The organism is Aerosakkonema sp. BLCC-F183 (assembly GCF_041929145.1).
In the GTDB taxonomy this organism is placed as follows: domain Bacteria; phylum Cyanobacteriota; class Cyanobacteriia; order Cyanobacteriales; family Aerosakkonemataceae; genus Aerosakkonema.
The window spans coordinates 67,698-88,039 of sequence record NZ_JBHFNU010000088.1; the positions used below are offsets into that span (position 1 = coordinate 67,698).

Annotated in this window: 22 protein-coding genes; 9 read left to right on the forward strand and 13 right to left on the reverse strand. The window is 42.8% G+C overall.

The window, feature by feature from the left end:
• Window position 1: 1 nt before the first annotated feature.
• Both ACE1CD_RS26940 and ACE1CD_RS26945 read right to left on the reverse strand, forming a co-directional pair.
• Window positions 2–685: an RloB family protein gene (locus ACE1CD_RS26940; RefSeq protein WP_374794895.1), complete on the reverse strand. Its 684-nt coding sequence runs from the start codon at window positions 683–685 to the stop codon at window positions 2–4.
• Window positions 686–687: 2 nt separating this feature from the next.
• Window positions 688–2,004 (reverse strand): ATP/GTP-binding protein, encoded by a 1,317-nt coding sequence (locus ACE1CD_RS26945; RefSeq protein WP_374826820.1) that lies wholly within the window; start codon window positions 2,002–2,004, stop codon window positions 688–690.
• A 193-nt stretch (window positions 2,005–2,197) separates the two neighbouring features.
• Between ACE1CD_RS26945 and ACE1CD_RS26950 the strand changes: the two genes are divergently transcribed.
• Window positions 2,198–2,380, forward strand: a complete 183-nt coding sequence (locus ACE1CD_RS26950; protein ID WP_374794897.1) for a hypothetical protein — start codon at window positions 2,198–2,200, stop codon at window positions 2,378–2,380.
• Window positions 2,381–2,413: 33 nt separating this feature from the next.
• Complete coding sequence (locus tag ACE1CD_RS26955; RefSeq protein WP_374794898.1) at window positions 2,414–2,641, forward strand: type II toxin-antitoxin system HicB family antitoxin; 228 nt, start codon at window positions 2,414–2,416, stop codon at window positions 2,639–2,641.
• Here the strand turns inward: ACE1CD_RS26955 and ACE1CD_RS26960 are convergent.
• From ACE1CD_RS26960 to ftsH4, 4 genes are all read right to left on the reverse strand, one after another.
• Window positions 2,619–2,777, reverse strand: a complete 159-nt coding sequence (locus ACE1CD_RS26960) for a hypothetical protein (protein WP_374794899.1) — start codon at window positions 2,775–2,777, stop codon at window positions 2,619–2,621. The genes ACE1CD_RS26955 and ACE1CD_RS26960 overlap by 23 nt on opposite strands.
• A 351-nt stretch (window positions 2,778–3,128) precedes the next feature.
• Window positions 3,129–4,568: an ATP-binding protein gene (locus tag ACE1CD_RS26965; RefSeq protein WP_374794900.1), complete on the reverse strand. Its 1,440-nt coding sequence runs from the start codon at window positions 4,566–4,568 to the stop codon at window positions 3,129–3,131.
• 207 nt (window positions 4,569–4,775) lie between these two features.
• The gene (locus tag ACE1CD_RS26970; protein ID WP_374794901.1) at window positions 4,776–5,165 is read right to left on the reverse strand and encodes a response regulator transcription factor; all 390 of its coding nucleotides are present in this window, start codon (window positions 5,163–5,165) and stop codon (window positions 4,776–4,778) included.
• A 343-nt stretch (window positions 5,166–5,508) separates the two neighbouring features.
• Entirely contained in the window at window positions 5,509–7,380 is a 1,872-nt protein-coding gene (gene ftsH4, locus ACE1CD_RS26975) for an ATP-dependent zinc metalloprotease FtsH4 (protein WP_374826821.1), read from the reverse strand.
• A 201-nt stretch (window positions 7,381–7,581) separates the two neighbouring features.
• Here ftsH4 and ACE1CD_RS26980 point away from each other — a divergent pair, with 201 nt between their 5' ends.
• Entirely contained in the window at window positions 7,582–7,806 is a 225-nt protein-coding gene (locus ACE1CD_RS26980; protein WP_374826822.1) for a hypothetical protein, read from the forward strand.
• Window positions 7,807–8,152: 346 nt separating this feature from the next.
• Window positions 8,153–8,371, forward strand: a complete 219-nt coding sequence (locus tag ACE1CD_RS26985) for a winged helix-turn-helix transcriptional regulator (protein ID WP_374794903.1) — start codon at window positions 8,153–8,155, stop codon at window positions 8,369–8,371.
• A gap of 21 nt (window positions 8,372–8,392) precedes the next feature.
• Here the strand turns inward: ACE1CD_RS26985 and ACE1CD_RS26990 are convergent, their stop codons facing one another.
• On the reverse strand, window positions 8,393–9,073 hold the full coding sequence (locus tag ACE1CD_RS26990; protein WP_374826823.1) for a M48 family metalloprotease: 681 nt from the start codon (window positions 9,071–9,073) through the stop codon (window positions 8,393–8,395).
• A 242-nt stretch (window positions 9,074–9,315) separates the two neighbouring features.
• On the opposite strand from ACE1CD_RS26990, the gene ACE1CD_RS26995 reads away from it, so the two are divergent.
• Complete coding sequence (locus tag ACE1CD_RS26995) at window positions 9,316–9,870, forward strand: hypothetical protein (protein ID WP_374826824.1); 555 nt, start codon at window positions 9,316–9,318, stop codon at window positions 9,868–9,870.
• 190 nt (window positions 9,871–10,060) lie between these two features.
• Here ACE1CD_RS26995 and ACE1CD_RS27000 read toward each other — a convergent pair whose 3' ends face one another.
• The gene (locus ACE1CD_RS27000) at window positions 10,061–10,270 is read right to left on the reverse strand and encodes a hypothetical protein (protein WP_374794906.1); all 210 of its coding nucleotides are present in this window, start codon (window positions 10,268–10,270) and stop codon (window positions 10,061–10,063) included.
• A gap of 857 nt (window positions 10,271–11,127) precedes the next feature.
• Here ACE1CD_RS27000 and ACE1CD_RS27005 point away from each other — a divergent pair.
• Together ACE1CD_RS27005 and ACE1CD_RS27010 are read left to right on the forward strand one after the other, a co-directional pair.
• Window positions 11,128–11,874: a tetratricopeptide repeat protein gene (locus ACE1CD_RS27005; protein WP_374826825.1), complete on the forward strand. Its 747-nt coding sequence runs from the start codon at window positions 11,128–11,130 to the stop codon at window positions 11,872–11,874.
• A 48-nt stretch (window positions 11,875–11,922) separates the two neighbouring features.
• On the forward strand, window positions 11,923–13,296 hold the full coding sequence (locus tag ACE1CD_RS27010) for a sensor histidine kinase (RefSeq protein WP_374826826.1): 1,374 nt from the start codon (window positions 11,923–11,925) through the stop codon (window positions 13,294–13,296).
• Between the two features lie 109 nt (window positions 13,297–13,405).
• Here ACE1CD_RS27010 and ACE1CD_RS27015 read toward each other — a convergent pair whose 3' ends face one another.
• From ACE1CD_RS27015 to ACE1CD_RS27030, 4 genes are all read right to left on the reverse strand, one after another.
• On the reverse strand, window positions 13,406–14,683 hold the full coding sequence (locus tag ACE1CD_RS27015) for a retroviral-like aspartic protease family protein (protein ID WP_374826827.1): 1,278 nt from the start codon (window positions 14,681–14,683) through the stop codon (window positions 13,406–13,408).
• Between the two features lie 61 nt (window positions 14,684–14,744).
• Window positions 14,745–15,806, reverse strand: coding sequence for an S-methyl-5-thioribose-1-phosphate isomerase (gene mtnA, locus ACE1CD_RS27020; RefSeq protein ID WP_374826828.1), 1,062 nt, complete (start codon window positions 15,804–15,806; stop codon window positions 14,745–14,747).
• A gap of 624 nt (window positions 15,807–16,430) precedes the next feature.
• The gene (locus tag ACE1CD_RS27025; protein WP_374826829.1) at window positions 16,431–16,607 is read right to left on the reverse strand and encodes a hypothetical protein; all 177 of its coding nucleotides are present in this window, start codon (window positions 16,605–16,607) and stop codon (window positions 16,431–16,433) included.
• A 2-nt stretch (window positions 16,608–16,609) separates the two neighbouring features.
• Window positions 16,610–16,954 carry a hypothetical protein gene (locus ACE1CD_RS27030; RefSeq protein ID WP_374826830.1) on the reverse strand — a complete coding sequence of 115 codons (345 nt, stop codon included), beginning with the start codon at window positions 16,952–16,954 and terminating at the stop codon, window positions 16,610–16,612.
• Window positions 16,955–17,030: 76 nt separating this feature from the next.
• Here ACE1CD_RS27030 and ACE1CD_RS27035 point away from each other — a divergent pair, with 76 nt between their 5' ends.
• Both ACE1CD_RS27035 and ACE1CD_RS27040 read left to right on the forward strand, forming a co-directional pair.
• Complete coding sequence (locus ACE1CD_RS27035) at window positions 17,031–17,216, forward strand: hypothetical protein (RefSeq protein ID WP_374826831.1); 186 nt, start codon at window positions 17,031–17,033, stop codon at window positions 17,214–17,216.
• Window positions 17,203–17,673, forward strand: a complete 471-nt coding sequence (locus ACE1CD_RS27040) for a type II toxin-antitoxin system VapC family toxin (protein ID WP_374826832.1) — start codon at window positions 17,203–17,205, stop codon at window positions 17,671–17,673. The genes ACE1CD_RS27035 and ACE1CD_RS27040 overlap by 14 nt, the downstream gene beginning before the upstream one ends.
• 423 nt (window positions 17,674–18,096) lie before the next feature.
• On the opposite strand, the gene dxs is transcribed toward ACE1CD_RS27040, so the two are convergent.
• Complete coding sequence (dxs, locus tag ACE1CD_RS27045) at window positions 18,097–20,004, reverse strand: 1-deoxy-D-xylulose-5-phosphate synthase (protein ID WP_374826833.1); 1,908 nt, start codon at window positions 20,002–20,004, stop codon at window positions 18,097–18,099.
• Window positions 20,005–20,342 lie beyond the last annotated feature (338 nt).

Sequence of the window (20,342 nt, forward strand, 5' to 3'; positions counted from 1 at the left end):
TTTATTCCTGTTGAGGCGCAAAAATTACTTCATTAAGCTTTTCCACCAATCTATAAACTGTTGTTGATGGATTTTGATTATGTATTCTTGTTATATCTTCCAGAGTTAAATTATCCAACTTATCGGGATCTATACCATAACTAGACAAAAGTTTTCTAGCATATTTAATAGCATTAGCTTGTTTATCTTTAAGTCTTTCATACATATCCTCACAGTTTTTCTCATATTTCTCCCCTAGTCTCGCCTTACTACTAAGCATCTCTTTTAGATCGCTGCGATGTGTTTCACTTACATAATATTCATAATGTAATAAATACCATAGCTCAAAAGCATCATTAGAAATAGCTAAATTTACTTTATTTTCTATAGCTAATCTAATTGCTTCATTAAAATTTTGTTGATTATAATTTTCCTTCTTGGCATCTCTATCAAATACACACCAAACCTCATCTTCACCATAAGAACCATCATCTTTTAATTTTTTAGCTTTTTTTACTACCGTTATACCGACTGCACTCGCTGGTATAATTTGAATAGTGGCAGTTTTGGTATCTCTGCCTATTTTTTGGAAAGCTGCAAAATAATTCGGCTCAGTTTCTATACCTTCACAAACAATCAAAAATGTTTTCCTTGGGATTTTGTAATTGGTTTTCCTCTCAAAACGGTTAAGATTTTTTTTACTCATTTCTATTGATTAGCTAAAAGTTGCCGAAAATTACCGATAAAAGGTATTGCTCCGTATTTACCGCGAATATAATCAGATTCAAAGGAAGCATCTTCTGGAATATCATACTCAACTAAAGAATATAAATCTGTTGCTCCTTGTTGATTTTTTTCTGTAAACCATATTTGATCTCGCCTTAATAATCTGCTGCCAAATAAGCGAGAACTCAGCAAGTTTGTATCGTGAGTCATAAAAATTAGTTGCGCTCCTTTTGAGTTATATTTATTGGAATTAAACATCTGTACGATTTGACGGGTAATAATAGGATGTAACTTTGCATCTAATTCATCTATAACAATAAGATGTCCGTTTTTTAGAGCATTTAAAAGAATACCTGATAAATAAAATAATTTTTTTGTTCCTTCCGATTCATTTTCTTCTAACTCAAATTTTTCGGTTCCCACTACCTCACCTTTTTCATTATACTTTTCATGCAATGTCTGAACGCTGGATACTTCATTTGATGATCGCAAATTTGATGACCGCAAAATTAACTTTCTTAGTTCTTCCGGTATGGCTGAAGGCAAAGTTTCAGAAGATATGCTTTCCTTAGTCATCCGAATATCGTAAATGGATAAATCTAAATCTTTAATAAATTGGACTATATCTCGTCGTAGTGGAGATTCAAAAAATTTGAGGCTGATATTTCTGTATAAATTATCGTGCGTTCCCGAAGCGGAAATAACTTGGCATTTATTAAACCATTTTAATATTTGCTCGGAAATTTTTCCATTAAATTGGGCTACTACAGACAGGAAGAGAGAATTGTGTTTGGTTTTTTCTTCTAAACCTTTTCCCTCTTTAAATGATTTTAAATTTATTTTGAAATCATTTCCATATCTTCTAAATAAATCATACTCTTTTTGATTATTTAGACAAGATAAAACTTCAATATGGACTTTTTCTGTGGTTATTCCAAAAGCATATTTATAAATTTTATTATTTAGCCCAAATGTAACCTGAAAAAATGAAGGACTATATTCTGTTTCCGTACTAAGTCTAAATGGTTCAATATCGATATCATCGGTAATTTGAATTCCTGTGGAAGAATTAATAACAAACCATTTCATAAATCCAAATGCTTTAGCAAAATTACTTTTACCACTTGCATTTGCTCCATAAATAGCAGCCGCTTTCAGTAAGCTCAATTCTTCATTTACTGTGAATACACTATTACTGTCTAGTTCGGCATCTTGACTGTCAATATCCGATGCTACCATGCTGAACGTAACTGTCTCCTTAAAAGACAGGAAGTTACCAACTTGAAACTCAATCAGCATGAAGTTAATTTAACCTTTTTTGCTTGTTTGTTCTAGTTAGTATTAGAGCATATTCTAGGGACAGTAGCAACCCTCCCGTGCCAAACCTTTATCCAGTAATACTATGAAGCTCACAACTAGCGGGGCTGTAATCATTATAGCCCAGGAATAAAAATTTTCTCTTGGCCCATAAGGGTCTTTAGACAAGTGCGATATGCCTACGGCAGGCTACGCCAACGCACTTTGGCTGTGTGGGAGTTTTGGAGTGCGATCGCATATCCAAAGGCAAGCTCAATCTTTAGCTATGTGGAACTGTTGGAGTGCGATCGCCAATAAATATGCTAAAATAATAAATAACCAAGTATTTAGAAAAAAAAGTGAATCAAAAACTAGCTAAATTACAAACTATTCAAGAAAAGAATCCGGAAGAATGAAATTACCTTATACAATAGTCATTCAATGGAGTGATGAAGACGGATGTTATTTAGTCCATTTACCAGAGTTTCCCTCTCAACAATTTCACACTCATGGCGATACCTATCAAGAAGCATTAAGCAACGCGCAAGAAATTTTAGAATTACTCGTTGAAGAATATCAACAAGACGGTAAACCTTTACCTCAACCCAAACCGTTAGTTACTTTTTCTCAAGTTGCTTAGAGTGTTGGTGTTGGGGTGCGATCGCATTTCGGCTATCTGCAAGTTTGGGAGCGCGATCGCTGCTCCAAACACAAGCGCGATCGCACTTTTTCTCTATGCCAATTTTACTCAACAAAAAAACTTCTTGAACAGTCATATTTGACAAATAAAAATTCAAGAAGTTGTCAATTAATTTCTAAATAAAACTATGGTGTAGTGATACTTAGATTGCGAGTAGGAGCAAGACGGCTTGGTTCTAGATTAGGCTGCCTAAATGAATCGTTATTGGGTTGTTCATTAGTAGAACGGCGACCGGAGTTTTGCAAACCACTACCAGTATTATCACCACTCTCTCCCGCAGAGCTTTCGGGACAGTAATATTGAGGAGCTAACTTGAGCGTAATTTCTATATTTTGCTTGCGTGCATTATCCTGGGTAAAAGTATACGGGTTAGGAGCGTTGAGTAATTGGTTAGCTAAATCCGAAATTTCTTTAGCGGCTCGAACATTTAAGCAGCAGAGCGCATTTCCAGAGGAAGGTAAATAGTAAATATTGCTCCTTTAGTTTGGCTGGAACTCTGAGCGACAATACTGCCGCCATGAGCTTCCACAATTCGGCGTGCGATCGCCAATCCCAAACCGGTACCGCTGCCTTTACGCGAGGGATCTGCGGTATAAAACTTTTCAAAAATATAGGGTAGATCGGTATTGCTAATACCAGGGCCTTGATCTCTAATTTTTACAACTGCCTGATTGCCTTCTTTATAGACAGAAATAAACACTTGAGAATTTGGCCCTGAATATTTAATCGCGTTGTCGAGTATATTCAAAAAAGCTTGTATAAGACGTTCTGGATCGCCATGTAATTCCACCATCTCGGCCACATCTAAATGTATGCCGACTTGATGGGATTGCATCCGGGTTTCCATCGCTTGTACGGCGCGATCGATCAGGAATTTCAGTTTCAACGTTTGCCGTTCCAGTGCCGTTACGCCAGCTTCCAGTCGTCCGAGATCGAGAAGGTCGTGAATTAGTCGCGACAAGCGTTTAATCTCATCTTGTGCAGTTTTGATAAAGCGATCGCGCAGTTCCGGTTCCTCAGCAGCTCCATTTGCCAGCGCCTCCAGCGTCACAAACACATTGCTCACAGGAGTACGCAGCTCGTGCGACACACTGGCAAGAAATGCTCGCCGCTCATTATCCAAAGAAGCTAACCGCGCACTCATTCGGTTCAATTCTACTGCTAATTGCCCAACTTCATCGCTTTGACGGATATTTAATTTATCGCCAAAATTACCGCCACCCATACGAATGGCAAAATTGCTCATTGCCTGGATCGGTCTTGCAATACTCCGAGTCAGGTATTCGCTGATCGCAGCGCAGAGAATGAAAATTAGAACTAGCGTTCCTAAAATCGTCCAAATAATTGTTTGAAACTGACGCTGGAACTGCCGTAGCGTGATCGACATCCGCAAGACACCCAGCACGCGACCGTTGCGGACTATAGGACGCGCCACGTACAAGCGATCGTCTTTTGACAGCACGCCTTTGGCAATACCTTGCGCTGTCTGATTTGCAAATGCTTCCCTCATTCCCGGAACTGCAAACCAATCGCTTACCTGATGATCGATATCGGGAGCAGAAGTTGACAGTAAGTGACCATCTGGCGAAAAGACGCGCAGAGTAACTGTTTCTGGCGCTCCGTAGCGTTTTACTGTCAATTCCACCCGCTCTAATTTATTCTCTTCCAGTGCATCAGCTACACTTTCGCTCAACGCAGTAGTCCAAGCATCTAGATCTGCCTGCCTACTTCTCATAAAATAACCGTAGAAAGAAAGCAGAATGTAACCCGCTAACAGGGAAGTTCCCAGCGCTGTCAGTGCCAGATAGGTGGCCAACAATTTTGTGTGAATCGAATTCCATTTAATGCGAATTGGAAACGTCATCATATCGTATCCGGTTACTGTTATCGTTTACGCTGCTTTCAGAACAGAAGTACTTTTAGAGCAGAAGGGAAACAAACAACGAGTTTCTGCACATTCAACTATAGGATAACGATGCTACCGTACTTGATATCCAAGATTGAGATCTTGCAAAAAAACTACCCCGATCGCATTTGAAGTTTAATCGGGATTTCTGAATACTTGTAGCTTTTTTTAATCTTCTGCCGAAGCGCTTTTTTCCCCAGCACGACGCCGCAGCACAGCTTTTATCCGTGCCATGAGTTCGCGAGTGTTGAATGGTTTGGTAACGTAATCGTCTGCACCAGCTTCTAAACCCCAAATTTTGTCAATATCCTGATCTTTTGCGGTCAGCATTACTATCGGTACGTCAGAATAAGCTCTCAAACGCCAGCATATTTCCATGCCGTCTATTCCTGGCAGCATCAAGTCTAAAATTATCACGTCTGGCACCTGCTTGTGAAACAGTTTGAGCGCAGTCATTCCATCTGGCGCTGTCGTCACCTGATAGCCTTCTTTCATTAAAGAATAAGAGAGGCTAGCGCGTAAGGCTTCTTCATCATCAACTAATAAAACGTGTGGCATAGCGGATTTACTCGATTATGCAATACTTGGCTACTTTGTAATAGTTTTTTTTGAATGCTAATAATAAGTCTGATTTAATATTACTCTCTAGCGGTAGATAAGGCTTCTGTCCAAGGAAGTATTGCGGCTGTGTTCGCTTGGTACTTAGTCTGGTGACGATCGCCTGCGTTTGTTTATCTGGCTCGGATCTGAATCTACACGATAGCCGTTGCTAATAATTCTATCTAAAGATATAGGCGAAGAGCATCGCCTTCAAATAAAATGACAGCTTGCAAATTAACTTGTTTAATTTGCAAGCTGTCATTTAGAACTAGCTAGTTAGTACAGCTATGTAAAATTGTTCTTAAACAGCCGCCATTGCAGGGGTAATAGATTTAACCTGGGCTAGCAGATTGTGCAATTCTTCACCCTCAATCACTTCTGTTTCCAGGAGTTTGCTAGAGATAGCTTCCAACAAGTCGCGGTTGGTTTTGAGGATATCCAAAGCTTGGTGATGGGCGGTTTCGACAATTTCCTTCACCTCGCGATCGATCGCTTCTGCCGTCTCATCGCTGACAGCGCGGCGCGGATTGGGCATACCATCGCCCAAGAACATAGACTGCTGACCTTTCTCGTAAGCTAACGGCCCCAAAACCTTGCTCATACCGTAGCTAGTCACCATCCGTTCTGCCAAGTCGGTTGCCCGTTGCAAGTCGTTGGATGCACCTGTTGTGATGCTGCCAAAGACGATTTCTTCTGCGGCGCGTCCGCCCAAGAGGGTAGCAATTTCACCGCGCAGTTCGCCTTCATCCATCAAGAAGCGGTCTTCTGTGGGCAATTTCAAAGTGTAACCCAAAGCAGCCATACCGCGAGGGACGATCGAAATTTTCTCGACTTTACCGCTACCGGGCATCAAGAAGCCAACCAAAGCGTGACCGACTTCGTGATAGGCGACAATCTTTTTCTCTTTATCGTTGAGGACGCGGCTTTTCTTTTCCAAACCGGCGACGACGCGCTCGATCGCTTCCGCCAAGTCTGCTTGGGCCACAGCTTCGCGGCGGTTCCGCGCTGCCAGCAAAGCGGCTTCGTTAATTAAGTTTGCCAAATCTGCACCGGCAAAACCGGGAGTGCGGGTAGCGATCGCTTTGATGTTAACATCCGGCCCCAGCTTAACTTTTTGGGCGTGAATCTTCAGAATTGCTTCGCGACCCGCCAGATCCGGACGGTCTACCAAAACTTGACGGTCAAAACGTCCGGGACGCAGCAGTGCCGGGTCGAGAGTTTCCGGACGGTTAGTTGCCGCCAGCACGATCACTGTTGTGTTGGCTGCGGCAAAACCATCCATTTCCGTCAACAACTGATTAAGAGTTTGTTCGCGTTCGTCATTGCCACCGTAGAAACCGTTAGTACTGCGAGACTTACCGATCGCATCCAGCTCGTCGATAAAAATTATACAAGGAGCTTGCTTCTTCGCTTGCTCGAACAAATCCCGCACCCGTGCCGAACCGACGCCGACGAACAGTTCCACAAACTCCGATCCGGAGATGCTGAAGAACGGTACACCGGCCTCCCCAGCCACAGCTTTGGCTAGCAAAGTTTTCCCAGTACCTGGGGGGCCTACCAACAGCACACCTTTGGGGATACGCGCCCCAATTTGAGTGAAACGACCGGGATTCTTCAGAAAATCGACGATTTCCACCAATTCCGTCTTGGCTTCTTCCACCCCAGCAACATCGGTAAAGGTGATTTTAGTTGCCTCGTTTTCTACATAAACCTTAGCTTTGCTCTTGCCGATCGAGATCGCACCTTGAGGGCCACCGCCGCGACCGATGAAAAACTGCCAAATAGCAATAAAGATCAGCGGAGGTATCACCCAACCTAGTAAACTGGTAAACCAGGTATTCTTAGGTGGTGGGGGAGCAGCAAATTCAACCCCTTTTTCCTGTAGGAGTGTGGGCAAGTTTAGATCGAAAATGGGTGTAGTAGAAAGCACTTGCCCTAGCTGACCTTCTTCACCTTTGATCTGGTAACGAATTTCGTTTTGACCAACCAAGGCACGCTCGACCTGTTGTTCTTCGACTTGGTGAATAAACAAGCTGTACGGAACTCTAGGAATCTGGGGGCCAAACAAACTCGGTAAAAACAAGTTCGCTAGCAGGAACAAGCTGGACAGCAATAAAAAAATACTGCCAATCTGGCGAAAACGAGGAGGTTGAGGCTGGTCTTTGATTGCCATTTATTTTAAGTCTGCCTTTCAAAACGTGTGTAAACCCATTGATTTCTTGGTTTTACCCAAGTACATCGCACCCAATATCTCTGAACTATTCGCTTTTAGCTGTTGACTAATTGGTAAGAGCTAAAAGCTGATTGCTTTCAGGTTTGGATGTACGCCCCGATGCTGGGAAGAGACTTGCAGTTGAAAGCATGAGTCTCGTAAATGCGGTTTTGCAACCGTTTGGGGCAATTACGCTTTCAGCAACGCCAATCAACGTTTTTTGATTCAAGGCTGTGGCGTCAACCTGCTACTTCCATAGGTCGTTACTCTATGTTTTATGGGCTAATTGAATACCTTTTGATATATTTGCCCACAGAAGTCAGGAACTTGATTCACCTCCTTAAATTCAACCTAATTATGGCTGGAATTGTACGGCAAACCGCTTAATTCCAGCTAATAGGGTTGACATTGGCGGATTATTCTCCTCCAAGCCATGACAATTTCTATCTATCTGTTACAAGCTTAACATTTTGTTACTTCATCCGGGGATTGAGGGGAGTGGGGAAGTTAAAAGTCAAAAGTTAAAAGTCAAAAGTCAAAAGGAAGAGGGAAGAGGGAAGAGGGAAAAGATTTATTCTCCCACTCCCCCACTCCCCCACTCCCCCGCTCCCCCGCTCCCCCCCAGTCCCCCAGTCCCCAGTACCCATGATTCCGGAGGAACAGTCTAGTGCATTGTAAAGAAACAATTAGTTTGAGGTCGTCAATCAATAAGACGGCTTGCTCAGTCTCACCCATGAACACCCGCGAAAAGATTCTTAGAGCTATAGTAGAAAATCCCGGACTGACCACACGCGAAATAATGGCGATCGCCCAACTGTCGCGCACAAACACGCGGGAGCATTTGCAAAAATTGGAAAGCATGGGCTCGATCTATTCCGAAACGGATGCAAACAATCCCAACAAGCATCGTTACTATCCGATCGGCGAATCACCGAATCGCGAAACCGAATAGTCAGATGCTCTGGAAGACTCTCTATACCAACACGGCAGAACCTTGCTGTTGCCTAGCCATTTCCAGCAAACGCCAAATACGCTCCTCAATTGGGGGATGGGTGCGAAAAAGCGATTGCAAACCTTGTGCGGAAAGAGGATTTACAATTAGTAGCGGCGACATGGCCGGATTGCCGTTCATAGGAATTTGGTGTCCGACAGCCTCAAGCTTCTCCAGCGCACTGGCAAGCGCTAAAGGGTTACCTGTGATTTGGGCCGAACCTAAATCAGCAGCAAACTTGCGTGTACGGGAAATAGCCAGTTGGATTAGAGTGGCCGCTAAAGGAGCCAAAAATACAAGGAACAAAACCCCCAGCGGGTTTGCGCCCCTGCGATCGTCGCGGGTGACGGGGTAATACAAACCTCCAAAAGTCAAAATGCGCCCGATGAAAGTAATCGCTCCGCCTACAGTACCTGCAACCGCCTGAGTCAGGGTGTCGCGGTTGCGGATGTGGGTAAGTTCGCGAGCTAAAACTCCTTCTAGTTCTTCTTTCGAGAGTAGTTGGAGAATGCCTTCAGTAACTGCCACCGTAGCATTTTCAGGGTCTCTACTTGTACCGATATATAGCTCCTGTTCGTTCCCGATCGGGTAGTATCCACCCAGAACCAGCAGACCGCTGAGCAGTCCCAGCAAAGCTGCCGTTTTGATTTGATTTCCTAGCATACTTGTTAAAAATTTTATTCCTGTTTTTTATAAGTTCTCAAATTTCGTGGGTTTACCGTCTCTATCCCATCAAGTAAAAAAGTCTCTAACTACGGGCAGAGACGATATAAAAAATCGATTAACTTAACTTTAAAATAAAATTAAATCGTTTAAATATGAAGCATATTTTTAGTATAATGAATGTATGCAAAACCAATGAAAATTATCAATTTCTCTAAACTTAGGAGCATAGGAGATTGAAAATGCCACAATATTCTTTAGCCGAAGATCCATCCATTATACTGGACATTCCTGGCAAGAACGATACCAAGAAAAGTCGTGAGGCAGCGATAGAAAAATTGCTAGAAATGATGGATGCAGGAGAAGTTGATATCGACTTGAAAGATGGATTTGGCCCAGATGAGTTAATTCTGATTAAAGCACCTGTCAAGCAAGGCGCTTCCTATCCACAAGAGAAAACAGAAGAAACTGATACGATCGCACAAGCAGTACAAGTTCTGACCCAATTTGCTACGCTCCGCCAAAAAGTAGAAGAATTACGTCCAGCAGCACAAGAAGCCCGCGCCCAAATTGACCTTTTATTTGAAGGTAATGTCAGCGTCGAACAAATACAACAAATCAAAGAAGGACTTAAATCTTTAAAAGGTTTCGCCCAAAACAATATCCAACTTCGAGAAGCTTTACCAGAAGCGGAAGAAGCGCGTAAAACTTTGGATGAGGCAATGGCTACCGCTGCAATAGAAAAGGCAGCGATAGAAAAGGCAGCGATAAAAAAAGCGACCGAAGCTAATCGGTGATTGCTGACTGGTAACTGGGGAATATAAAATTTTATATTCCCCATAAGCCTCTCCCTGACATACTGTATAATTTATATATAAACCAAGATACTTTATAAAGTAGGCATCGCCCACGATTACTGCTGTTCAAACGTTACAAGCATTTCTCTGGGTACTGCCTACTCTACGTTTAATTCTGTTGACCTACTTACTATATCAGCTTAATACGCCCTTTCATAAGCGCACGATGCAGACGGTTAACTACCCGATGTTCTTCTTCGTTTAGTTGATTTTCTAAAAAGGCTTTTTTTAACACATCTTGGTCTGCTGCTGTAATCTGATGAGAATTAGCAATTCTCGCCAATATCTCGTACAGTTCGGACGGTACAAAAGAAGATGTTTCAGAAATAGAGTTCTCCATATCTAAACCTTGTTCTTCAAACTGCTGTTATCCTACTAGAAGTTATTTCATGGACAAGGGAAATATTTGCTCTGCTAAAAAAGAGATTTATGGCGATGCTGTTGTTGTCTTTTTTAGCTAAATAATCAGGGCTTATGCAGATTTAACTCGATCGTTTGCGAGTATATTTGCTTAGCCCTCCATTTTTTCCAGTTATCAAGGCTTGACGTCAGCCTTAATAACTTAAGAATAGTTATGGAAGAGTCTCTGCGACTCTATCAAGCGTAGTAACTGCGTATTACTTCCAAAGGACGATGGTAGCTATGCCAGAATCTAGAGCGAAACAATTCGAGAACAAAACTGAGTGCAGGGCGGCTTTACACCGCTTGCTACAAGGAATTGTTCTCCTATGCTTAGCATCGATTTAGGCCCTATTGTTCTCTGTTTTTCCACAAGCTCACAAAGTAAGGGTTTATTCAATACTTGTGAGTGCTGTTTACAGAATAGCATTTTTGAAACAAAATCTAAAAAAAAGATATTACTTTAACGTCAGAACAGCTTCTTAGGTAAATTTGCAGTATTTTTTAGCTTCTGTGTGTAAGAAATAACTCTTAAAAAGAAGTATTGCGGAAGTATATACGATCGGCATATATGATGGATATCCAATAATTAACATAATTTTGCCCAAAAGTGTGTCGATATAGTAGAAATAGCCTAAAAAGAGCATTTTCATCTATATTTAAAGGACAATCTTCACCTTCTATACGTCGCTGGGAAATACCTCCTTATTTCAGTAGTAGAATTATTTTCGGGCTATCTGCTATACCGCTTGCCAAGGTCAGTAGGAAGCTTAACCCTGGTTTTCTCAAGGGTTATCTATGACCAAGCACCACAATATCCTGCGCTGCTGTGCCGGAATCAGTTACTGGCAGCAAGCTGTTGACGACGTGAAAGCAATCGCAAACGCAAAGTCAGAAAAGTCAAGAGGAAGGTTACTCATTTTAATGGCCAGTCACATTTCGCTAATTGATGAACTGTCTTGGTGGAACAACGTTATTCGCGCTCACCCCTACAATGCAAAGGCTTACCTTCGGCGAGGGATGGCCAATTTTAAACTGGCTGAGATCGATCGCTCCATCCAAGATTTTGATACAGCAGAAAAGCTCGATCCCAGTGTCGCGCCATACTTGTGGCAACGGGGCTTATCTTTTTACTATGCAGAAAGATTTGTGGAGGGTGCCAACCAGTTTGAGTTAGACTTGACCGTAAATTCCCAAGATGTAGAAGAGACTGTGTGGCGATATCTCTGCATCGCTCGATGGGACGGTGCGATCGCCGCCCGAAATTCCTTACTTGTCGTCAAAAACGATCCGCGACTGGTGATGAATTGGATTTACGAACTGTACGCGGGAAATCGCACGCCAGATGATGTCCTTGCCGCAGGCGAGAAAGAAGGCAACTCAGCCAGATTTTACAGCCATCTTTACGTCGGATTGTACTACGAATCGCAGACAGAACAGGAGAAAGCGCAAAAATTCATTACAAAAGCAGCTCAAGAATACCAATTGGATGACTATATGTGGTATCTGGCGAATGTACACCAACAATTGCGAGGTTGGAGTTAAAGAAAATGGCTCTCAAAATTTCTGGTTTTCAGATTATTTTTAGGAATTATGGCATCCCAAGGCAGGCAGTGGATGATAATTAACAGGGTATTGGAGGCTCTAGCAAGGAAAGTACTAGCAATTTTTGTGCTATTAAAACCTGCTGCTGAGTCACCAGACTACAAAGCATGGAGAGAGCGATTTCTGTTGGAACGTGTGCGCCTGAGTTTATGGGTGGCACTGATTTGCCTGTTCACATTTACGATGCGCGACCTCTATAATGTAGCGTTTCCGCTCAAGGAATTGCAAAATATTCCGCAAGAGTTAAAAGATTTTTGGATTGTCTTGGATATCGCAGTTACACTGCTGTTACTTAGCTGTCTTGTCTTGCACAGAACTCCGTTAGCTCGTCGTTATCCGGCGGCACTTTTTCTGGGACTATCTTGGTCGATCGCGCTAGTACCGCAACTTTTGGCAACAACGCTAAAAGGTTCGCCGTTTCCAGATTTAATGGCCTGGACTATGCTGTTCCTCGTGCAAGCAACCTTGATTCCCGTTAACTGGCGGCTGCATTTGCTGTCGCAATTGGGGGTATTTATTTATTATGTGGGCGTAAATTTAGCACTGGGGTTTACAACATTTCTGGGGCGGCCTATTTACAATGTGACATTTTTTTTATACTTCTTTTGGTTTTGTTTTGTTTGCGATTTAGCAGTTTATTTGTACGAACGACTGCAACGGGCCGAGTTTGAATCTCGCCGAGAATTGAGAGCTTTTTTGCACGCGGTTTCTCACGATTTACGCAATCCCGTTACGGGAACTGCAATGGTGTTGCAAAGTTTGTTGAATCAGCCGGAGCAAAAAATAACTGTCAGTAGATCTATCTTGGAACGGATGCTTCAGGGCAACGATCGTCAACTCAATTTAATCAATTCTTTGTTAGAAGCTCACAATAGCGAAGTACAAGGTATAGTGTTGCATTGCCAACCGCTTCATCTCAGCACTTTAGTGCAAGCAGTTTACTCAGATTTAGAACCTATCTTAACAAAAAACCAGGTGATTTTTAGGAATTTGATTACAGATAATTTACCCTCGGTCAGCGCCGATTCAACTCAGCTATGGCGTGTATTTAGCAATATCATTACTAATGCTGTGAACCACAATCCCCCAGAAATTACTATTACTCTAGACGCTACTATTGAAGGCAAAATGATTCGCTGTAGCATAGCGGATAACGGCGTGGGGATGAGTTCAGAACAATGCCGACGAGCGTTTGAATTGTATGCACGGGGCGATCGCGCTCGCTACGTACATGGCCTTGGTTTGGGATTATACCTCTCGAAGCAAATCGTTACCGCTCACGGCGGACAAATTGAGGCTAATAGTAACCCTGGAATGGGGACGACATTTTGGTTTACTTTACCAATTTTTGCAAAAAAGTGAAAGTGTTATTTTCGGTCGGAATCTAGGCTATGCAAGCGATCGCTCAAATTGTGTAATCCCTGACGCCGTTGACGAGATTTCTCTCTCGCTTTTTCTTAATAACCGCTGACTAATTAGCTAAAGGAGTCAATACCAAACTACCCGATTCAATAAATCCGATGGCGTTTCGCTTACCAAAACGCCAATGTTGCTGATATTTGTTGAGGAAACTTTGACCGATAATGCCATCTACTCCCAGCAAATTAAAAATATTGCTGTTCAGGATAGCACTATCGATATGATTAACTTCATATTGCCCCAAACTCACACTATCTAACTTGATTTGCTTCGCTTTTTGAGCGCCGCAAAACCCGAATACTTCTGTTTCTTGTGCATTTATACTGTTGAGAGAAAGTCGCTCAGCCAGATTTGTAGAGAGGACGATCGCATCAGCGCCTGTATCCAACATAAAAGTAAATGGCCCTCGACCGTTAATGCGAACTTGAGCGGTTATATTGCCTAATTTTCCCGCCAAAGGAATCGCTCCTCCCACGGGTATGGAAGGACGCAGAAATTGAACTTGTAGCGTTTTAGGATTCAACACAACATCAAAGTTGCTGAGAAAATCTAAACCTAAAACCCCAGATAAATTACCTGGAATTGAAGTTGGTGGCAATCCCATACCATTCAGCCCTTGCACGGTTGCTGCATCCACACTTATAATAGGTAAAGGATGCAAATTTGCTTTGACTTCAGCGCATTTGTCACCCACAACAATATATTTTAAAATGTCGCTAGGAATAGGCGTACTTGGCAAAGCTAGCTGTTGTGCAGTTTCAGTATTAATAATCGAAGAAGAAGCGCCTGTATCCAACAAAAAAGTTTTGGTTTGTCCGCCAATTTGCACGGGAAGCGTAAAAACTTGGCTATCGGGGAGAGTTTTGAGTTGCACGTTAGCTTGTCCGCGACTGACAGGTTCGGGCAAACTTACGCCGCTAACTTCGACTAAAGCAGTCAGGCGATCGCTCGCATCTGGACGAACGCTACCATCAGGTGCTAAAATAACAACTTGAAAGACACATTGCGTAGAAGCTACTTGCAATAATTCCACAGAAGTTTGGCGTGGATTGGGAAATTTAGCCGCTACACATAGGACTACTTGTTGCAGCAGCGCTTCACCAAGGTTTTTAGGCGGTTCTGTTATATCTTGTTTATTCTGATTGGGTAATTTCAAAGAAGAAATTACCATATGGTTAGTATCCTGACTAACAGCAGGTTTGACAAGACTCGGCAAAACACCGCTAAATAAAAGACCAGCAATAAAAATTAAACCCAACACAAAGCTTTTGCAACGGCGTCGGTTTTGTTTTTTCTGGAGTAAATGCAGCAATTTGACTCTGACTTTCATCAAAATTTACCATATATATAGATAATTAAGATAATTGGTGGGCATTGCCCACCCTACTTGCTTACACCACTTGTTTGGTTTGAAACTGTTGTAACTCAGCCGGGACTACCGCACCATACTCGGTAATAATTGCAGCAATTAACTCCGCAGGCGTCACATCAAAAGCGGGATTATAAAATTCTACACCCTCCGCCGTTAGCCTGGTATTTCCCACTTGGTAAATTTCTACCGGGTCGCGTTCTTCAATCGGTATTTGACTACCATCGCTAATGGAAAAATCGATTGTAGAAAGAGGTGCAGCCACACAGAAAGGAACCTTGTGCGCTTTCGCCACAAGTGCTAAACTATAAGTACCTATCTTATTAGCAGTATCCCCATTAGCAGCAATTCGATCGGCACCGACAACTACCGCATGAATCAAACCGCGCTGCATACAATGCGCCGCCATATTATCCGTAATTAAAGTAACGGGAATACCTTCTTGCACGCATTCCCAAGCTGTTAGTTTCGCACCTTGCAAACGAGGACGAGTTTCATCAGCATAAACTCTTGCCAAACGTCCCGCCGTCCAAGCAGAACGCACCACACCCAAAGCCGTACCGTATCCAGCAGTTGCCAAAGCACCAGCATTGCAGTGAGTGAGAAGCGTTAATTTTTCTGGATTTTTGGGTAAAACTGCCAAACCTTTATCGCCTATCGCCTGACAAGTTTGGATATCTTCCGCGTTGATAGTTTTCGCCGTTTCTAACAAAACATTTTTCAGATATTCTACAGGGCCTAAAGTTTTACGGGCAGTATTTAACATTCGTTGAATTGCCCAAAACAAATTAACAGCAGTCGGACGAGTTTGCCCCAACATTTCGCCAATTTTTTCCAACTCATTCAAAAACTCATCGCGGCTTTCAGTTTGAATATCCCTTGCACCCAGATACATTCCGTAAGCTGCTGCAACACCGATAGCTGGTGCGCCGCGCACAATCATCGTTTTAATTGCGTGCGCCATATCGTCGCAGCATTTAATTTCCACAAAAGTGTACTCGTTGGGTAAGCGATTTTGCTCGATAAGTAAAACGCGGTCATCTTGCCAAATGACTGGGTAAACCTGGGACGTAGTAGATGTCATGAGTGAATTTAAATTACTGAGTTTATTTTCAGGCATTTACAGTCTATCAGAAAAGTTTATTTTAAATATTTTTAAATGCAGATGAACGCAGATGTTTGGCTAATTGCTGACTTGATTTAGTGTGCAGTCTGTAGAGTGCGTCACATAGCCTAATTTTAGGCGAGGAAGTTGAAATTTGATGATTCTGACGCACCCTACTGAATCTGGAGCGCTAAAGCGCAACTACGTACCTACTGCGTTACTATAATGACAACACGCTGCACTTACCCCCATGCCCCAAGAATCCAACCCTGCACCGCAGCCTTCCGATTCAACTTCCGAGTCTGCTGAGACAGAGAAGAAACCTGAGACAGAGAAGAAACCCGAGACAGAGAAGAAACTAGAATCTGCGCCTCAGTCACCCCCGGCGGAGAAACCGGAACGCCAGTTTGTTCAGAAAAGCGTTCAGGCATTTATTCAGTGGAGTCCCCTTGGCGGTAGTTGTGGGTTATTATTGCATTTCTTATTAGAGCTTAGCAGACAAGCCCGCTTAGATTTGGCATTAGCAAACAAGCCCGCCTGGGGTTCAAACCCCAGGCTAATAGCGAAAGTCCTCTAAAGAGGACTGGGTAAATACGCTTTCTTTTAATTTCCAGCATTCACCCCAGTTTGCTGTTTTTCTGCTTGTTTTTCTCGAGCCCGATTTTCCCACTTTTCGGCTATTTCTGTTGCCGTTTCATACATAACTTTGGCTTTTTCGTAAGCATCTTTGGCAAGTTCAAGCAGTTCATCCATTTTGCGATTGTCTGGTAATTCTTTCATAATTAATTCTGTAAACGCTCGACAATTCTTCTGACACCTATTTTAGCTTCTATTACCTGTCCCAGTAGTGTTCCCAATTCTTCGCCTGCTTCCTTTATTTCCAAATCAGTTACATCTGAATCTGAAATTTTTTCAACAATGGTTGGCAAGCGTCTTGTTCTGCACATCTCCACGAAAAATAGAATACTGCTGAAATAGGCAAAAAACTGAGTCAGTGCGACATTTTCGGGAAACTGTGACAAAATTGGTCTAACTAGGCTTATTCCCTCCGTTGCTTCTTGCTCGGTTTCATTTATTTCTTGGTTTATTCGGTCAATTAGCTCCCTGATTTCTGACGGAATAGGCATTTGGTAATATAATTGATTTTTTAATTATATTATATAATAGCATAAAAAATGCAATAAAGGAGGAAAACTAATTGCTATGAAAGGTTATATCAAAGGAAAAAGCATTATTCTTACAGACTCATTGCCAGAAAATATAAAAGATGGCGATGAAGTAGAGGTATCTTTTTCAGTCATCCCAAAACCAAAATATTCATTTCCTACTTTCAATCTGGGAATTAAAGACGAGTACCTGAAAAGAGAAAAAATCTATGAGTCAGATTAAGATATTTTTTGATACAAATGTTTTGGTCTATGCTCACGATGAATCTGCTAGTTATCATACAGAATCGGCAGAATTGTTGCAAATGGCTTTTGAGGGGAAATTTCAAGGGATAATCGCCGAACAAAACATCATTGAGACATACAGAATCCTGACTAATACCGCTGCTATGAAAGGTAATGCTTTAACTGCATCGCAAGCGAGAGATTTAATCGCCGGAACTTACTTAGGAGGTGCGTTTGAAATTCTTTATCCAAATCGTTCTAGCGTAGACAGGGTATTGCAATTAGCAGTCAATGGTAACTTCATATTAGCCAGAATTTTCGATATTCGACTTGCGGCTTTGATTTTAGATGCAGGAGTTGACTTTTTTGCCACTTACAACATTAGCCATTTTCTGGGAATAGCAGGTTTAAACCCAATGACACCCGCGCAAATTTTGATAGCTATACCAGATTAGATTGTCAAAATAAAAACTACTGAATTAGTAAAACGTCTGCTAAAAGCGCTCGATCTCATCATGCAAAGACGAGGAATAAATTCCCTGTCGGACAGACTCCACGCATAGTTAACACTTCCCTATGACAAATAAAAGAAATCCTTATATCACAAAATCCCTCAACCAGTTGACTAAATGTCAAACTCGCGTTTACAATTATTTACATAACCAAACAAAATTTTGAAAAGCTTTTAAAAAAGCTGATAGTGTCTAACATCTTCAAGCTCTCCTAATTCTACCTTGGCTAACTACCAGGGTTTTTTATTTTGACAGCCGTTTTCAGGTGAGTCCAGAAACCAGGTTTCTTTAAGAAACCTGGCTTCTGGGGTTATTCATAACCGCCGATAAATGCAAACAAACACAAAGCGGTTAAAACTTTTCCAACTAACTAACAACAGAAGGTTGTTTGCTAAAGAAAGCATTTCGCACTCGTTCGGCAATTTGCGGCGGCGTCAAACCGAGTTGTGCAAAAGACTCTTTCGGTTCGGCATGATCGACTAAAATATCGGGTATGCCAATGCGTTTGACTGGCACTACCACATCATTATCCATCAAACTTTCCACAACTGCCGAACCAAAGCCGCCCATAATGCAGCCTTCTTCGAGGGTAACAACGCGACCGATTTGTTTTGCCAAAGGTGCAATTAATTCGGTATCCAAAGGTTTGGCAAATCGCGCATTAATTACGGTGGCTTCAATACCATATTCGCTGAGAATTTCGGCTGCTTGCATTGACGGATAAACCATCGAACCGTAGCCTAAGATCAGCACGTCGTCACCTTGGCGCAGAATTTCGGCTTTACCGATCGGCAAACCTTCCCAACCTTCTTCCATCAAGGGTACACCATAGCCGTTACCGCGAGGATAGCGAAGTGCGATCGGTCCATCAGTATAGTTTATCCCCGTCACGAGCATCTGCTGCAATTCTGCCTCATCTTTCGGTGCCATTAACACCATATTGGGAATGCAGCGCAAATAAGAAATATCGTACATTCCTTGGTGAGTCGGGCCATCAGCACCCACAATTCCCGCCCTATCCATACAGAAGAAAACAGGCAAGTTTTGGATGCAAACATCGTGAATTATTTGGTCGAAGGCGCGTTGCAAGAAAGTAGAATAAATTGCTACCACAGGACGCATTCCCTCGCAAGCTAAACCAGCTGCCAAAGTAACAGCGTGCTGTTCCGCAATACCTACATCTATATATTGTTTGGGTAATTTAGCGTGCAATTTATCCAAACCAGTTCCGGTTGCCATCGCCGCAGTAATACCGACAATTTTGGGATTATTTTCTGCCAGCTTTACTAAAGTGTGGGCAAATACTTTCGAGTAGGCGGGAGGTTTGGGTTTGTTGGAAGGAATTGGTTTGCCAGTAGCTAAGTTGAAAGGACTTTGAGCGTGGTAGCCAACTTGGTCTTGTTCGGCAATTTCGTAACCCTTTCCTTTCACCGTGGCGACGTGAACCAGTACCGGCCCAGAATGTTGATGCGCTTCTTTGAAAATAGCAATTAATTCTTCCAAATTATGGCCGTCCACAGGCCCCATGTAGGTGAAGCCCAACTCTTCAAATACCGCGCCCACTTTCGGTACTGCTAAGCGCTTCATCCCTTCTTTGATGCGTGCCAATTCGGGAGAAAAAGAGTCGCCGAGAAAGGGAAGATGCTTGAATTGTTCCTCTAGGTTATCCGTGATAAACTGCACTGGCGGACTGAGGCGCATTTTGTTGAGGTAGCGGGGAATTGCACCGACATTGGGCGAAATTGACATTTCGTTGTCGTTGAGAACTACCAGCAGATTGGTTTTGGGCAAATGTCCGGCGTGGTTGATTGCTTCCAACGCCATACCGCCGGTCATCGCACCGTCGCCAATTACGGCAACTACTTTAAAGTTGTCGCCTTTCATATCCCGCGCTAAGGCCATACCCAAGGCAGCTGAGATGCTGGTGGAAGCGTGACCTGCGCCAAAATGGTCGAATTTGTTTTCACAACGCTTGAGATATCCAGCAATGCCATCTTTTTGCCGCAAGGTGTGGAAGCGACTGTAGCGACCTGTAATCAATTTATGGGGATAGGCTTGATGGCCCACATCCCAGATTACTTTGTCGCGATCGAGGTCTAGGGTCTGGTAAAGTCCTAGTGTCAGTTCCACCACACCCAAACCAGGGCCGAGATGTCCGCCGCTGGTAGCCACGGTTTGCAGATGCTTTTCCCGAATCTGACGTGCAATTTGCTTGAGTTGATGAATAGAAAGACCGTGCAACTGGTTGGGATGGGTGACTTCGCTTAGGTGCATTAGATCTAGTTCTCCAAATTCTTTTACTTTCTGTGCTACTATTTGCCCTGTGGAATGCTTCCACAGTCGGATTGATGGCCAAGACCTTGGACTTTAGTCCTCTGCAACGTCTTCTGTTTCAACAAGAAGGGGCGGTTAAAAGTCGCCGAAGCTTGAGAGGGCTTGCAATTCGATCTGTGGAGACGTTACACGCGATACCTCTAAAAAGTATGGCGGGATTCCACAGTACCGGGTTGCCTCGAAAAGACGCGGCACGCTACGTCTGTGCAAAATCTCAGCTTTTTGTGCAACCATACTGGCGTACTTTCTAAATGATTATTGGATTGTACCTATTTCAC

What these genes read in the sequence shown, in the direction of transcription:
- ACE1CD_RS27030 (WP_374826830.1), bottom strand. Translation starts at nt 16,954, where the DNA reads ATGCCTATTCCGTCAGAAATCAGGGAGCTAATTGACCGAATAAACCAA.
- ACE1CD_RS26940 (WP_374794895.1), bottom strand. Translation starts at nt 685, where the DNA reads ATGAGTAAAAAAAATCTTAACCGTTTTGAGAGGAAAACCAATTACAAA.
- ACE1CD_RS26995 (WP_374826824.1), top strand. Translation starts at nt 9,316, where the DNA reads ATGCCACAATATTCTTTAGCCGAAGATCCATCCATTATACTGGACATT.
- ACE1CD_RS26965 (WP_374794900.1), bottom strand. Translation starts at nt 4,568, where the DNA reads ATGATGACGTTTCCAATTCGCATTAAATGGAATTCGATTCACACAAAA.
- ACE1CD_RS27025 (WP_374826829.1), bottom strand. Translation starts at nt 16,607, where the DNA reads ATGAAAGAATTACCAGACAATCGCAAAATGGATGAACTGCTTGAACTT.
- ACE1CD_RS26950 (WP_374794897.1), top strand. Translation starts at nt 2,198, where the DNA reads ATGCCTACGGCAGGCTACGCCAACGCACTTTGGCTGTGTGGGAGTTTT.
- ACE1CD_RS27010 (WP_374826826.1), top strand. Translation starts at nt 11,923, where the DNA reads ATGGCATCCCAAGGCAGGCAGTGGATGATAATTAACAGGGTATTGGAG.
- ACE1CD_RS26945 (WP_374826820.1), bottom strand. Translation starts at nt 2,004, where the DNA reads ATGCTGATTGAGTTTCAAGTTGGTAACTTCCTGTCTTTTAAGGAGACA.
- ACE1CD_RS26980 (WP_374826822.1), top strand. Translation starts at nt 7,582, where the DNA reads ATGCGGTTTTGCAACCGTTTGGGGCAATTACGCTTTCAGCAACGCCAA.
- ACE1CD_RS26960 (WP_374794899.1), bottom strand. Translation starts at nt 2,777, where the DNA reads ATGACTGTTCAAGAAGTTTTTTTGTTGAGTAAAATTGGCATAGAGAAA.
- ACE1CD_RS27005 (WP_374826825.1), top strand. Translation starts at nt 11,128, where the DNA reads ATGACCAAGCACCACAATATCCTGCGCTGCTGTGCCGGAATCAGTTAC.
- ACE1CD_RS27000 (WP_374794906.1), bottom strand. Translation starts at nt 10,270, where the DNA reads ATGGAGAACTCTATTTCTGAAACATCTTCTTTTGTACCGTCCGAACTG.
- ACE1CD_RS27035 (WP_374826831.1), top strand. Translation starts at nt 17,031, where the DNA reads ATGAAAGGTTATATCAAAGGAAAAAGCATTATTCTTACAGACTCATTG.
- dxs (WP_374826833.1), bottom strand. Translation starts at nt 20,004, where the DNA reads ATGCACCTAAGCGAAGTCACCCATCCCAACCAGTTGCACGGTCTTTCT.
- ftsH4 (WP_374826821.1), bottom strand. Translation starts at nt 7,380, where the DNA reads ATGGCAATCAAAGACCAGCCTCAACCTCCTCGTTTTCGCCAGATTGGC.
- ACE1CD_RS27015 (WP_374826827.1), bottom strand. Translation starts at nt 14,683, where the DNA reads ATGAAAGTCAGAGTCAAATTGCTGCATTTACTCCAGAAAAAACAAAAC.
- ACE1CD_RS26970 (WP_374794901.1), bottom strand. Translation starts at nt 5,165, where the DNA reads ATGCCACACGTTTTATTAGTTGATGATGAAGAAGCCTTACGCGCTAGC.
- ACE1CD_RS26990 (WP_374826823.1), bottom strand. Translation starts at nt 9,073, where the DNA reads ATGCTAGGAAATCAAATCAAAACGGCAGCTTTGCTGGGACTGCTCAGC.
- ACE1CD_RS27040 (WP_374826832.1), top strand. Translation starts at nt 17,203, where the DNA reads ATGAGTCAGATTAAGATATTTTTTGATACAAATGTTTTGGTCTATGCT.
- mtnA (WP_374826828.1), bottom strand. Translation starts at nt 15,806, where the DNA reads ATGACATCTACTACGTCCCAGGTTTACCCAGTCATTTGGCAAGATGAC.
- ACE1CD_RS26985 (WP_374794903.1), top strand. Translation starts at nt 8,153, where the DNA reads ATGAACACCCGCGAAAAGATTCTTAGAGCTATAGTAGAAAATCCCGGA.
- ACE1CD_RS26955 (WP_374794898.1), top strand. Translation starts at nt 2,414, where the DNA reads ATGAAATTACCTTATACAATAGTCATTCAATGGAGTGATGAAGACGGA.